General features: G+C 40.3%; 8 protein-coding genes and 1 pseudogene. 8 read left to right on the forward strand and 1 reads right to left on the reverse strand.

Annotated features, from left to right (window positions below; genetic code table 11):
- A partial coding sequence (locus HMPREF2607_RS02300; protein ID WP_261674262.1) for an LPXTG cell wall anchor domain-containing protein occupies nt 1-348 on the forward strand: 348 nt, incomplete at its 5' end.
- Between the two features lie 203 nt (nt 349-551).
- Here HMPREF2607_RS02300 and HMPREF2607_RS02305 read toward each other — a convergent pair.
- Nucleotides 552-1,004, reverse strand: coding sequence for an NfeD family protein (locus HMPREF2607_RS02305; protein ID WP_037598012.1), 453 nt, complete (start codon nt 1,002-1,004; stop codon nt 552-554).
- Between the two features lie 592 nt (nt 1,005-1,596).
- On the opposite strand from HMPREF2607_RS02305, the gene HMPREF2607_RS02310 reads away from it, so the two are divergent.
- From HMPREF2607_RS02310 to HMPREF2607_RS02340, 7 genes and pseudogenes are all read left to right on the forward strand, one after another.
- Nucleotides 1,597-5,937 carry a glycoside hydrolase family 70 protein gene (locus HMPREF2607_RS02310; protein WP_083278650.1) on the forward strand — a complete coding sequence of 1,447 codons (4,341 nt, stop codon included), beginning with the start codon at nt 1,597-1,599 and terminating at the stop codon, nt 5,935-5,937.
- Nucleotides 5,938-6,717: 780 nt separating this feature from the next.
- Nucleotides 6,718-10,707: a mucin-binding protein gene (locus HMPREF2607_RS02315; RefSeq protein WP_070475581.1), complete on the forward strand. Its 3,990-nt coding sequence runs from the start codon at nt 6,718-6,720 to the stop codon at nt 10,705-10,707.
- A gap of 271 nt (nt 10,708-10,978) precedes the next feature.
- Complete coding sequence (locus HMPREF2607_RS02320) at nt 10,979-11,728, forward strand: MBL fold metallo-hydrolase (RefSeq protein ID WP_070475585.1); 750 nt, start codon at nt 10,979-10,981, stop codon at nt 11,726-11,728.
- A 104-nt stretch (nt 11,729-11,832) separates the two neighbouring features.
- On the forward strand, nt 11,833-12,396 hold the full coding sequence (locus tag HMPREF2607_RS02325; protein WP_070475588.1) for a sugar O-acetyltransferase: 564 nt from the start codon (nt 11,833-11,835) through the stop codon (nt 12,394-12,396).
- A 128-nt stretch (nt 12,397-12,524) separates the two neighbouring features.
- A complete protein-coding gene (locus tag HMPREF2607_RS02330) occupies nt 12,525-12,935 on the forward strand; it encodes a MarR family winged helix-turn-helix transcriptional regulator (RefSeq protein ID WP_060972268.1) in 411 nt (136 codons plus the stop codon).
- 25 nt (nt 12,936-12,960) lie between these two features.
- Nucleotides 12,961-14,346 (forward strand): MFS transporter, encoded by a 1,386-nt coding sequence (locus HMPREF2607_RS02335; RefSeq protein ID WP_070475592.1) that lies wholly within the window; start codon nt 12,961-12,963, stop codon nt 14,344-14,346.
- 166 nt (nt 14,347-14,512) lie between these two features.
- Nucleotides 14,513-15,271 (forward strand): annotated as a pseudogene (locus tag HMPREF2607_RS02340) (CPBP family intramembrane glutamic endopeptidase).
- Nucleotides 15,272-15,348 lie beyond the last annotated feature (77 nt).

The raw sequence follows: 15,348 nt of genomic DNA on the forward strand, positions 1-15,348 counted from the left end.
TCTGTGTCTGAATCACAATCAGTGTCTAATTCAGCATCAGCCTCAGTAAGTTCTTCGATTTCTACAAGTGAGTCTGTATCGTTGAGCGAATCGCAAAGCACAAGCACCTCAACAAGCACCTCAACTTCATTGAGTACATCAGCAAGTCTTTCAGCCTCAGCATCAACAAGTGCTTCAGTGTCTACTTCAGAATCAACTTCTGAAGTGAAAGATCCTAAGCACAAACGTGGTAGCCAAGCGCTTCCTAAGACTGGTGAGGAAAACTCATCATTAGGTATGGCCTTGGGTGCTTTGGCAACTGCAACTGGTCTTGGATTTCTTGCCAAACGTAAGAAAAATGAAGAATAGGACGAAGATTATTCGTATTTCAGGATTGTAGAAGTCTTTACAATGCTCAGATAAGCACAATAAAAAACACCTTCATGTTAGCTAACCATTCTAGCTAGAAGGTGTTTTTTGATTTGAAGATGTTGTGGAAGTTTCAAAATGGAACTGACTTTTTGAAATACAAATGACTACATAAAAATAAGAGACCACTTGAACATGGTCTCTTATTTGTTGTCTTGCTCATTATCTTGTTTAAACAACACAGTTCCGATCGTTACTAGAATGGTTAACAGAATTGGTATAACTCGAAAAACTCCCCAGTCAGGGTCGTAAGCAAGAAGGATAGAAGCTACATAAAAAACAATGCTTGTGTATAAGAAGTTTTTACTAGCTTTTTTACGCCCAATACCTGTTAAAATAGTTGCAATGATAAAACTAATCAAACTAGGTGCTAGGAAAATTATCAGAAGAATTCCCCAAGGATTAATGAAAAATAAGGCAAAATAAACGATAGCTAAATAAAAATAAACGATAGCTAAATAAAAGGCGACTGCAAGGAAAATAGAAGCAACCCTGTTGTCTGGAGCATTCTTCTTAATGAGCTCTTGATTATTGAACTCTTGACCAGTCTTACCCTTATCTTGGCTTGTGTTGAAGTTTGTATGTTGTACTGACATCTTTCTCACCTACCCCTCTATTTGTATCTAAATAGGTTAACTCTTTTCACCTTTATTATACTCCTTTTTTCCTTAGTTTCAGCAAGATTGATAGGCTTTTGAGACATTTTTATGTGATGGCTTGTTGCTCGTGTTCTGCTTTCTTACTGGCACTATAGGTCCCAATTTAAAGCCCTTACACCTCAGTAAGTAATGAATGGCTTAGATAGTTAGAATTTAGTTTTTATATGAGAAGCTAGACTAAAAAAGACACCATCTTAACAGATCTAATGGTTTGATAATGACGGTATTTTTTGTCGCTTTGAAAGGAGAGTCTTAAGGATTTTGTGAATTTTCATTAGACTCTCTTGAGATAGTATTAAAAGAAATACCTTATCAATAATCATTCTAAATAGCGATAGAGTATCATTTGTATTGATTTAAAAAAATAAAATAAGCTATTTTTTATTTCGAAACACTCACTTTAAACTCATTTAATTAAAACAATAAAGTGTTTTTTCTAAAAATTATGAAAATTTATCGAATCTTATTGAAAAAAAACTTTCAATGATTTAGAATGAAGCTATAAATGGGAAAAAGGAGTCTTTTTATTATGGACAAAAAAGTACATTATAAAATGCACAAAGTTAAGAAACAATGGGTAACCATCGCAGTGACAGGTTTGTCTCTCGGTGCAGTCTCAGCGGTTTCATTAGGGACTAACGACGGTGTCGTTCAGGCCGACGAACACACGGATGCTACTGTAGCCATCCCCGATATTTCTGTTGATACGGGTACTGTATCTAACGATACAACGACTGCTCAGGATCCAACTACAGCAGTTGCAACGACAAACAATGCCGCAACTGACCAAGCAGCTCCAACAGCAACTTTCGATTTGACAACTGATACAACAAATACAGTTGCAGCGAATGCTGTTGATACGGCAGCGACAGTCGGCACTGATCGTGCGGCAACTACAACAGATACAACAGCAACTAACGATACAGCTGTTGATACAACAAATAACAATACTACAACTGATACAACAACAGTTACAGACCGTGCAGCGACACGTGAACGTCGTGCGACTGGTGCCCTCCGTGGTCCTACAGGAGGCCGTCGTGCTACTCCAGTTAACGGCAATAATACGGTCACAGTAGTAAATAACGACCTTCCAGCAACTAACAATGTAGTAACTGATGGTCCAAGTCACATCAAAACCATTAATGGAAAACAATACTACGTTGAAGATGATGGCACTATTCGTAAGAACTATGTTCTTGAACGTAACGGTGGCAGCCAATACTTCAACGCTGAAACTGGTGAATTGTCTAACCAAAAAGAATACCGTTTCGACAAGAACGGTGGAACAGGTTCATCAGCTGATAGCACAAACACAAACGTTACTGTAAATGGTGATAAAAATGCCTTTTATGGTACAACTGATAAAGATATCGAACTTGTTGATGGTTACTTCACTGCCAACACATGGTACCGTCCAAAAGAAATCTTGAAAGATGGTAAAGAGTGGACTGCTTCAACTGAAAATGACAAACGTCCATTGCTTACGGTTTGGTGGCCAAGCAAGGCTATCCAAGCGAGCTACCTCAACTACATGAAGGAGCAAGGTCTCGGTACCAATCAGACCTATACGTCATTCAGCTCACAAACTCAGATGGACCAAGCAGCGCTTGAAGTTCAAAAGCGTATTGAAGAACGTATTGCGCGTGAAGGTAACACTGACTGGTTGCGTACAACTATTAAAAATTTCGTGAAGACCCAACCAGGTTGGAATTCAACTTCTGAAAATCTTGATAATAGTGACCACTTGCAAGGTGGTGCCCTTCTCTATAACAACGATAGTCGTACAAGTCATGCTAACTCTGATTATCGTCTCTTGAACCGCACACCAACTAGCCAAACAGGTAAACACAATCCTAAGTATACTAAGGATACAAGTAACGGTGGTTTCGAGTTCTTGTTGGCAAATGATATCGACAACTCAAATCCAGCGGTTCAAGCTGAACAGTTGAACTGGCTCCACTATATCATGAACATTGGTACTATTACTGGTGGTTCTGAAGATGAAAACTTCGATGGTGTTCGTGTCGATGCCGTCGATAATGTCAATGCTGACCTTCTCCAAATTGCTTCAGATTATTTCAAAGCTAAATATGGTTCTGATCAGAGTCAAGATCAAGCCATTAAACACTTGTCTATCTTGGAAGCATGGTCACACAATGATGCCTACTACAATGAAGACACCAAAGGTGCTCAATTGCCAATGGATGACCCTATGCACTTGGCATTGGTATATTCACTCTTGCGTCCAATTGGTAACCGTTCAGGAGTTGAACCACTCATTTCAAATAGTTTAAATGACCGTTCTGAAAGTGGTAAAAACTCTAAACGTATGGCTAACTACTCATTTGTTCGTGCCCACGATTCAGAGGTACAATCAATCATTGGTCAAATCATCAAAAATGAAATCAACCCTCAATCAACAGGGAATACCTTCACTCTTGATGAAATGAAGAAAGCCTTTGAAATCTACAACAGAGACATGCGTAGTGCCAACAAGCAATACACACAATATAACATCCCATCAGCATATGCCTTGATGCTTACACATAAGGACACTGTGCCACGTGTTTACTATGGAGACATGTACACAGATGATGGTCAATATATGGCTAAAAAATCACCATATTATGATGCTATTGAAACCCTCTTGAAAGGCCGTATCCGCTATGCAGCTGGCGGTCAAGATATGAAGGTTAACTACATCGGTTATGGTAATACTAATGGTTGGGATGCTGCAGGTGTCTTGACTTCCGTACGTTACGGTACAGGGGCTAACAGTGCTTCTGATACTGGTACAGCAGAAACACGTAACCAAGGTATGGCAGTTATCGTTTCAAACCAACCTGCCCTTCGTTTGACAAGCAACTTGACAATTAACATGGGTGCGGCTCACCGTAACCAAGCTTATCGTCCATTGCTTTTGACAACAAACGATGGTGTGGCTACGTACTTGAATGACAGCGATGCTAACGGTATTGTTAAGTATACTGATGGCAACGGTAATTTGACATTCAATGCAAACGAAATCCGTGGTATCCGTAACCCTCAAGTTGATGGTTACCTTGCCGTTTGGGTACCAGTAGGTGCTTCTGAAACTCAAGATGTGCGTGTAGCACCAAGTAAAGAAAAGAACAGCAGTGGTTTGGTCTACGAATCAAATGCTGCCCTTGATTCACAAGTTATCTACGAAGGTTTCTCTAACTTCCAAGACTTCGTTCAAAATCCATCACAATACACTAATAAGAAGATTGCTGAAAATGCTAGTCTCTTCAAATCATGGGGTATTACATCATTCGAACTTGCTCCACAATACGTTTCAAGTGATGATGGTACTTTCCTTGACTCAGTCATCCAAAATGGTTATGCCTTCACAGACCGTTATGATATTGGTATGAGTAAGGACAATAAGTACGGTTCATTGGCTGACTTGAAAGCAGCTCTTAAATCACTCCACGCTGTAGGTATTTCAGCAATTGCTGACTGGGTTCCAGACCAAATCTACAACCTTCCAGGTGATGAAGTGGTTACTGCAACTCGTGTCAATAACTATGGTGAAACTAAAGATGGGGCAATCATCAATCATAGCCTCTATGCCGCTAAGACACGTACTTTTGGTAACGACTACCAAGGTAAATATGGTGGTGCCTTCCTTGATGAATTGAAACGTCTCTACCCACAAATCTTTGACCGTGTTCAAATCTCTAACGGTAAACGCATGACAACTGACGAGAAGATTACGAAGTGGTCTGCGAAGTACATGAATGGTACTAACATTCTTGACCGTGGTTCAGAGTACGTGCTTAAGAATGGCCTCAACGGTTACTACGGTACAAATGGTGGTAAGGTTAGCCTTCCAAAAGTAGTCGGAAGCAACCAATCAACTAATGGTGATAACCAAAACGGTGATGGTAGTGGTAAATTTGAAAAACGTCTCTTCTCTGTAAGATACCGTTATAACAATGGTCAATATGCTAAGAATGCCTTCATCAAAGATAATGACGGAAATGTCTACTACTTTGATAATACAGGCCGTATGGCAATCGGTGAAAAGACTATCGATGGTAAACAATACTTCTTCCTCGCTAATGGGGTGCAATTGCGTGATGGTTACCGTCAAAACCGTAGAGGTCAAGTCTTCTACTATGATGAAAACGGTGTCTTGAATGCTAACGGCAAACAAGATCCAAAACCAGATAACAACAATAACAACAATACATCAGGTCGCAATCAATTTGTTCAAATTGGTAACAATGTTTGGGCTTACTATGATGGTAATGGTAGACGTGTAACAGGCCACCAAAACATTAATGGTCAAGAGCTCTTCTTCGATAACAATGGTGTCCAAGTTAAAGGGCGTACTGTTAACGAGAATGGAACAATCCGTTACTATGATGCAAACTCAGGCGAAATGGCTCGCAACCGTTTTGCTGAAATTGAACCAGGTGTTTGGGCTTACTTCAATAATGATGGAGCAGCCGTAAAAGGTTCACAAAACATCAATGGTCAAAACCTCTACTTTGATCAAAATGGTCGTCAGGTCAAAGGTGCTTTGGCAAACGTAGATGGTAACCTTCGTTACTATGATGTAAACTCAGGTGAGCTTTACCGCAATCAATTCCACGAAATTGATGGTAGCTGGTATTACTTCGATGGTAATGGTAATGCTGTCAAAGGCATGGTTAATATCAATGGTCAAAATCTCCTCTTTGATAAAAATGGTAAACAAATCAAAGGTCATCTGGTTCGCGTGAACGGTGTTGTTCGTTACTTTGATCCAAATTCAGGTGAGATGGCTGTTAACCGTTGGGTTGAAGTGAGTCCAGGATGGTGGGTTTACTTTGACGCTCAAGGCCGAGGACAAATCTAATCGTTTCCAAACTGTATGAACCGAGACAGTAGTCTCGGTTTTTATGGCATAACTGGGTTTCCGTAAAGACTTAAATGTGGACTGTGAATAGTCATTTAACCCTTTTCTTGGCTGAGTTGTGAAATACCTATGACTATTTGGTGCCCAGAATGATAGCAAAATAGCCTAATCCCAATGACTATTATTAATGCACAATTTAATACGAGAAAGCTTTAAAATTAGGGATTTTCATTAAATGGTTCCAATCTATTGACGAAGCGTCAAAGTCAATCTATACTAGGAGTAATACCAGTTATTTATTGGCATTCCCTAGTCGAGGACTAGTCGCAGGCTTGGCCTGTGTCATTCCTAATAGGCCATTTCTTTAACAAATACAGTAAGGCTCTAGCCATTCAAAGATGAGAAGTAGTTGTGATAGTTTATAGTCTATTTCTTATGAGAGTGTCCTTAGGGAGAGAAAGCTCCATTAAAGACTCATCATTTAAGTTGTCGGTGTAATCTCATTTTGATGTCACTTTCGTAAACTACTTGATAGATATCGCACATTAAAGCACTATTTTTTCACTTAGGGGTTAAAATGATTAAAGTTCTTACACCTTACTTGTAAAAATTCGATTCTCGTATTATAGTATATATAAGAGATATCAAAAATTTTAATCTTTGATAAGAACTTGTTAGTTTCTCCGAGGGAAAATGAAATCTTAATAGAAAAGATTTCCATGAGAACTTAGCAAGTAAAGGATTTTATTTCTCATAAAAAAGTAGAAAGGGGGAGTATTTTTGAGAGCCTATAGGGAAAATGCGACTGAGGCAGCGGCTAAGGCTAAAACCGCCGAAGCGCATAATGCACGTAAGTCAGCGGACTCTGACTTAGTTGATACTATAGATCTTTCTAATTTATTGACTAACCCAAAAAGTCGCTCTGACCACAGTGCCCCCTCTCCATTAGATTTTGCTAGAGCAGACGAAGCCCTCTTTGATAATCATGCCCAATCAGAAACCGTGAGGATTCCATCAAAGCAAGAGATTATTTTTCAAGGAGCAGATTCTAAAACTCCAGACCCTGAAGTCATGGAAAACCATGTCTTTACAGGAACTAGAGATAGGAAGACTGGCTTAATCGAATGGGACAAGGACAGTTATACCTATCCTAAGATATCGGTACCAGTTGTCCAGGGCTATTTCGCTGACCAAAAAGAAGCGGGTTTTAACGTTGTCACACCCTATGTGCCAACGGTAACGGAACATGTGACCTATAGGAAATTGGGACGCATTATCCCTGTGACAGAAGATGGGGAATATATTCCAGGTGCTTTGACTAAGCAGTATAACAATAACAAAAAAGATCCACGAAAGGCGGGTGAGACAGCAACACCAGCTGTTCAAGATTATATGACAGATATTAAAAGTGTAGTACCGAACAAACCAGGAGGGGATACTCCGGTTGTGTATCGTAAAATTTTCAAGAAAGCCAGCATCACTTATATTGATGAAACTACTGGTGCTTACTTGGTTAGTGACCAGTTGACCGGGGAATTGGGTGAAGCGATTGAATACGGAACAGCAACACGTATCAAGACTTTCAAGGACATGGGGTATGACTTGATTCAGGACGAATTCCCTAAAGATGCCATTTTTGATGATAAGGATATTGATGATCAAGAGTGGTTTGTCCTCTTGCAACACGATGTTGCCAAGGTAGGGCCTGATCATGAACAAGTCCCAGATACTCCAATCAATCCTAATAATCCAGATGGACCTAAGTGGCCATCTAAGTATGCTTACGAGAAAGAAGTAAGCTTCACAGTCTTTTACAAGAGTACAGATGGCAATGCGGATTTGCCAGATGCCGATGTGCAAAAGGCTTATTGGGTCCGTACCCTTACCTTTGACAAGGTCACAGGTGAGCTTGTTGACGAGACAGAATGGTCACCAAACAAGACCAAGTATTATGACATCTATGCTCCAGTTGTTTTAGGCTATTTTGCGGATCGAGTAGAAGTTAAAGGTAGAGAGGTTACTGAAGATAACATCGAAGAAACCATTACCTACGTTCCACTTGGTAAGATTATTCCTATTGATGCGAATGGACGCTTGATTCCAAACGTTCCAACGCCAACCTTCAACAACGATGCCAATAACCCAACTAAGGTTAGTGAGACACTTGTTCCTCACATTCCGGGTTATCGTCCAATGCAACAAAGTGTCATGCCTGAGAGCTTGACAGACGATATTCTTGTTGAGTACGCTCCAATCCTTGAAGATGTAACGCAACCAACCTTGCAAACTGTCTTCTTCAAAGGAGCTGGCGAAGCAACACCGTCTGTTAATATCCAGTCTGACTTCACCTTCACTGGTAAGTACAATCAAGCAGAAGACACTTACACTTGGGATCAAGACAGCCATACCTTTGCTAAGGTTAATGTCCCAGTTATCGAAGGTTACTATGCGGACAAGGCAGTGGCTGGTATGCAGATTGTTACACCTGATAAACCAGAAGCCACAGACAGTGTTGTCTATAAAGAACTCGGTAAGATTATCCCTGTTGATACCTTTGGTAATCCAATCGCGGATGCAGAACCAATTCATTATGCTAATGATCCTCAAGATGCTACGCAAGTTATTGAAACACCAGCACCACAAGTTGCTGGCTACCAAGCTGAAAGTGAATTGGTATTGCCAATTGACCTCAGCCTGGACCAAACCTTGGTTTACGAACCAATCTTGGATGATATCACACAAGATACGAAACAAACGGTTACCTTCCAAGGTGCAGGCTACAAAGATCCAGTTATCAACATTCAAGATAGCTTCAGCTTCCACGGTAAATTTAACCAAGTGGAACAAACAAGCACTTGGGATCAAGACAGCTTCACTTACGATGTTGTAGAAGTTCCAGTAGTTGAAGGCTTCTATGCAGATAAACGTCAAGCTGGTGGACTTGAAGTTCGCCCAGACCTTCCAGAAGTGGAAGATACAGTAACTTACACAGAACTTGGTAAGATTATTCCAGTAGATGAGTATGGTACACCTATTGAAAATGCACCTACTCCAAGCTACAACAACGATCCTGAAGATCCAACCATGGCTATGGAAACAGTCGTTCCAGATGTTCTTGGTTACATTTCTGAAAAGGCCTTTATTACTCCAGAACACCCAGGTCAAGATACCAACGTGGTTTATGCTAAGGATGAGCAAAAAGCTATTATCCTTTACATGAATGAGCTTGATAAGTCAGAATTGACTCGTGATGTTGTCGTTGGAAGCTCAGGTGAGAAGATTGACTACTCTACTGATGAACAAATCGCAAACTTGCTCAAACAAGGTTATGAACTTGTCAACGATGGTTATGCAGAAGCCTTTGACCACACTTACAATGGTGACTCTGACTTTGACCAAGTCTTCGAAGTGGTTCTTCGTGAACGTTTGGTTCTTATCGACCCAGATATGCCAGCACCAGTTGCAGGTGAAGTCGTAGATCCAAATGATGTGAATAGCCCAGTTTGGCCAAATAGCGTAGAGATGCTTGAAAACCGTGCCGATGTGACACGTACCATCCAGTATGTCTTCGAAGAAGGTGGTTTGGCTAGCGATGACTACGTTGAAGTTCTTGATTTCAAACGTTTGGCTAATGTTAACCTTGTGACAGGCGCTATCAATTATGAAGCATGGTCAAGTACTCAAGCTGGCTTCTCAGCGGTTCCTTCACCAGAGGTTGTCGGATTTACACCAGACCGTATGGAAGTCGCTGAAATGACAGAGGTTTCTGTGGAAACTCCTGAAATCATGGAAGTGGTTACTTACCTCAAGGATGCTCAGAAAGCTACAGTTACTTATGTTGATGGTACAACTCGTAAGAAACTTGAAGTGGTCGACTTGCTTGGTAAATCAGGCGAAGTGATTGAATACTCAACAATCGAACGTATCAAGTACTATAGCGACCGTGGTTATACCCTCCTTGCTGATGGCTTCACAAACGGTGTGATCTTTGATGGCGATTCACATGTTGACCAAAACTTCATGGTTACCCTTCGTCATGGTACCGTTCAAGTAGGTCCAGATAACATCCAAGAAGCTGGTACACCAATCAACCCAGCAAATCCTGATGGTGCCAAATGGCCAGAACGCGAAAGCTACATCAAAGACGTAACCTTCACAGTTCTCTACACATCTAGCGATGGACAAGCAGAACTTCCTGCCAATAACATCCAAACTGCTCAATGGACACGTAGTTTGACTATTGACAAGGTTACAGGTGAAGAGCTTGGTTCAAGCTACTGGACTTCAAATAAAGGTCAGTTTGAAACAGTCATCACTCCTGAAGTAGAAGGCTATAGCGCTGATAAGGATAAGGTTGAAGGTAAGACAGTAGGTCAACGTAACCTTGAGGAAACCGTTGTTTATATCCCATTAACAGGCGATATTAATGGTAAACCTAAGGAAGACAAGGCAGACGATATCGTTGTTGAAGAAATCCAAGACCTAGAAGTTCTCGACCAAGTCGAAGAGCAAGTCGAAGCTCATGATGGACCAGTTACTTATGGACCAGGCGATGACTTTGAAGCACCTGTTTCAAGTCAAGCTGAGGGTAAAGGCTCTAAACACAAGATGCCAATTAATCTCTCAAATGAGGAAGAAGCAAGCAAAGGTAAGATTGAAGAAACCATCAATATCGCAGGCTTCACCGTATCGGTAACAGGTCTAGGACTTGGCCGCAACGGACGTAAAAAGAAAAATAAAAAAGATCACAAAGATCAAAAGGACAAATAATATAAAGCCCTGAATGACTCAGGCATGCCCAGACAGAAAGAAAATCTCAAGTTGCTTAGTGCACTTGGGATTTTTTTGTGGATTACCTAACTGAGGTCTTTGGAAACTAAGTATTATAAACGTAAAAGAAGGCGTCAAAACGTAAACAGACATTGATTAAATTGATGATAAAAACTATAATCTAGTTACAAGAGCTATGCACTTAAATGCTCATTCCATAATTGTTAATGTCTAGTTTTTCAACTTGTCGCTTGTTATAAAAAGAGGTACTATGTCTATTTCGTTTACTTATTGTGGCGTTGCATGTGGCGTCATCTCTATTGATAATCAATTTTTTATCGGAATTGATCCTGACTTGTCTCCTAAAGGAACATCAGTTCAGTTTAAAGGATTTGTCTCCGAGAAACAAACTGATGTTTATAAGGATGAGTCTCTTCTTAGCAAAGTTGATGTATGGCTAATTACTCATGGGCATCAAGATCATTTGGATGATGTAGGGAAAGATTATCTGAAAGAGAAGACGGTCATTTCTCCTAATAGGAAAATTTTAGATGGGGTGCCATGTTTAAATAATAGTGTTTTAAGATGGGGAGAAGAACAAGCATTTCAAGTCGCTGACTATTGTATCACCATAAAAGCATTACCGGCTTATCATGCCAGTAATTACATCATGCGAAAGATAGTTGGTAAGGTAAATGGCTATCAACTAACAATCACCAGTTCGTCGGAAACTAAAGTTATTTATTTTACTGGTGATACTGTTTTGTACCCAGACTTAATCCAAATTGTCCCTAAAAATATAGATGCTATTTTTGCTAATTTAGGTGCTGTAAAATCAGGTTCTTTTGGTGGACCATTTACCATGGACTTAAAAATGTTAAACCGAATGAATGATCTCCTTCAACCTAAAAGAATTTATCCCATTCATATTGATGATTATAGTCATTACAAGACAACTAAAAATGAAGTTGAATCAGCAGGTTATAGGGTTTTAGCTGTTGGTGAGATCATCGATATATAATTAAGTAGAATAAAGACTTTACATACTTTTGTATGGGAGTCTCACTTGTGGTAATATCACTTCTATACTACAATATAGAAGAAGAAACAAAAAAGGAGTATGCCATGCCAACTGAATATGAAAAGATGATTGCAGGTGACTTTTATAAACCTAGCGACCCTGAGTTACGTGCCCTAGCAGCTAAATCGAGAGAAAACCAAATGGCCTTTAATGCGGAACCTGACCGTCTCAAGAGAGCTGAAATTGTCAAATCTTGGTTTGGTTCGACTGGTGAAAATCTTGCCATGAATCCTCAGTTTGTTACGGATTATGTTGTTAATATTCATCTGGGTGAAAATTTTTATTCTAACTGGAACTTGACTATGTTAGACGTCTGTCCTATCAGGATTGGTGACAATGCCATGATTGGCCCTAATTGTCAGTTTTTGACGCCCTTACATCCGCTTGATCCAACCGAGCGTAATTCAGGCCTTGAATATGGGGCTCCAATTACTATCGGTGATAACTTCTGGGCTGGTGGAGGCGTGACTATTCTTCCAGGCGTTACTTTGGGGAATAATGTAGTGGCAGGGGCAGGCGCTGTTGTGACCAAGTCCTTTGGAGACAACGTGGTTCTAGGTGGGAATCCAGCGCGTGTTATTAAGGAAATTCCTGTAAAGAAAGACTAAATGAAGCAACTCAAGGATTTAAGTCCTTGAGTTTTTCTATTTTTTGAAAGAATCTATTGACTTGAGTTAATAATTCTACTATACTGTTAATCGCTAGTTAGCTAACAATGTAGTTAAGGAGTCATGTTTTGGACCATTTTGGACGCTTGTTGAAGCAAGCCAATAACAATATGATGCGCCACTTTGATCAGTTTGCTAGGCAGTATGATTTGACTGGAAATCAGATGGCCATTATCGATTTTATAACCAATCATGCTAATCATGAGGTATTTCAACGTGACATTGAGCACGAATTTGAGATTCAGCGTTCGACAACGACAGTTCTCTTACAGCGGATGGAGAAAAAAGGCCTTATCGAACGACATACCTCATCGAAAGACGCTAGGCAAAAAGCGGTTGTTTTAACGGATAAGGCAGTAAAAATCGCGTCTGCCTGCCAATCCTATCTTCGAAAAGAAGAGGAAGAGTTTGCCCAGCAATTTTCATCTGAAGAGAGAGAAGTCTTTCTCAAAATCTTACAACACTACCGCAATATTTAAGTTTATATAGGAGGAACAAATACTTATGTCAGACGAAAAAATCTCCACCAAGATCCTGTGTGCCATCTTTGCGACAGGAATCCTTTCTTTTTGTGGAGTGGCTGGTGAAACAGCTATGAACATCACCTTTCCTGTATTGATGAAGGCATTTTCGGTTAATACGTCAACAGTACAGTGGGTTACAACCATCTACCTATTAGTCGTTGCTTGCGTGGTGCCCTTATCTGCCTATCTCAAGCGTTCGTTTAAGATGAAAACCATCTTTCTGGTCGCAAACCTTTTGTCTATCTTAGGTGTTCTCATCGACTTTATAGCGCCTAGTTTTAGCTTTGTTGTTTTGGGACGATTGGTTCAAGGAATGGGTGTTGGTTTTGCCCTACCTCTTATGTTTAACATCATTTTGGAGCAGGTGCCAAGTCGTAAGATTGGTCTCATGATGGGAGTTGGGACACTGATTACAGCTGTCGCTCCAGCGATTGGTCCGACTGTTGGTGGACTTTTGACGGCACATTTTGGTTGGCGTTCTATCTTCCTCATTCAGTTTCCTATTCTCTTGGCTTCACTGATTGCAGGGCTTCGCTCGATTGAGCAAAAGAGTGAGGTTAAACGTGAATCTTTAGATATCCTCAGTCTACTGGCTACCATCTTTCTTTTCTTGGGCCTGATTTTAGGTCTTCATGGGGTTGCTGAACATGCCTTCTTCAGCTTCTCAGTCTTAGGTTGGCTTTTGATTGGGATCTTAGGTCTTGTCATTTTGATTTGGCGTTCTACAACATTAGAAAATCCCATCATCAACCTCTCTATTTTGAAAAATCGTAAACTGACAGGTCATATTATCGCTTTCTTTTCTTTCCAATTGGGTTCCCTTGCGATGAGTTTCCTCTTGCCAAACTATGTGCAGTTGGTTAACCACTCTAATACCACTCTTGCAGCCTTGATGCTCCTCCCGGGAGCTATCATTGGTGCAGGATTTGCTCCGTTTTCGGGTATCATTTTAGATAAGATGGGAGCTCGTAAACCAATTCTGATTGGAGCAAGCCTTATCGTTCTTGCTCAGTTGCTATTTAGCTTGTTTGGCCACTCCCTTTCAAATACTTTGATTCTCGCCTTCTACATGATTTTCATGACGGGACTTGGGGTTGCCTTTGGTAATGTCATGACTAATGGACAGAAACAACTGTCGCTTGATCAACGAGCCGATGCTAATGCCATCTTTAACACGCTCCAACAATTTGCAGGAGCAGTGGGAACAACACTAGCATCTCTAATTGTTGCTATGAGTCAAGCTAATCACAAGATTGACTTTGCGCAAGCAACGGCTCAAGGTAGTCGAAATGGCTTTATGGTCTTATTTGCTCTAGCCATTTTCCAACTCCTTGTCTTAGTTAGTGTTGTCAAAAAGAATGATTAATAAGGTGTTTGAAGCAAAGGAAACATAGTTTCCCTTGCTTTTTCTTTCCTTAAATGAAATACTAATCTTACTGCAAATTTTAGTGTTACTTTAAGGTTTATGACTTATAATAACCTTAAAGAATTAACCAGTCTTCGATGAAGATACTAGAAAGAAGGGAAGGACCATGTCTTTACTTAAGAAAATTCATCCTGACCAGCCGCTCAAGGAACTGAGATGGTTTGATATTGGTATTGTTACGCTGATTATGTTTGGTCAGTTTATTGTTCGTTCGACACAAATGTATTTGGCGAGTTTGTCTCCAAGCCTTTCTACCGCAATCAGTGAGACGTCAACAAATACAGCCAGTGAAGGAGCAGCTTACTCAAGCAATTTTACCTTGCAGATTATTCTTCTAGCCTTAGCGATTATTTATCTGTGGATACGTCATTTTGACTTTAAACAATTGCCAATCCGTCTAAAGTGGTCTGTTCTCTTTTAGGTACCCTTTATTTTCGCTATCATGGGCTTATTTGCTGATATGGTAAGTACTTTGTCAGGACAATATAATTATTTTAGCCCTCAGGTTCTAGCCTTTATTAGCCCTATGGCTGTGATTAACAAGTTCATGGCCTTATCGCCTATGGCAATTGCTTATGGATTGCTTAACGGTTTCTACGAGGAATTTTTCTTCCTAGGACTCTTGACCTCGGTTAAGGACAAGTATAAGTGGTTGGTCTTGCTCTTTTCAACCATTGTTCGTGTGTCTTTCCATACCTATCAGGGCATGCTATGGGCTCTGGTTATCGGTGTGGCCTTTGGTCTCCTCTATTATTTCCTTTATAAGTACAAGGTTAAAAACTTGCTTCCATTTTTCCTCGTTCATGCCTTAGCAGATATGTTTGGCTCGAGCTTAATTTATCTCTTGGTAAACTGGAATTATTAGTCAAACAACTCCCTTCGTTAAGTACGAGGGGAGTTGTTGTCTTACGAAAACCACTAGCTGTGCTAGTGGTTCCGAAA

It is taken from the genome of Streptococcus sp. HMSC078H03 (genome assembly GCF_001808655.1).
In the GTDB taxonomy this organism is placed as follows: Bacteria; Bacillota; Bacilli; order Lactobacillales; family Streptococcaceae; genus Streptococcus; species Streptococcus salivarius_G.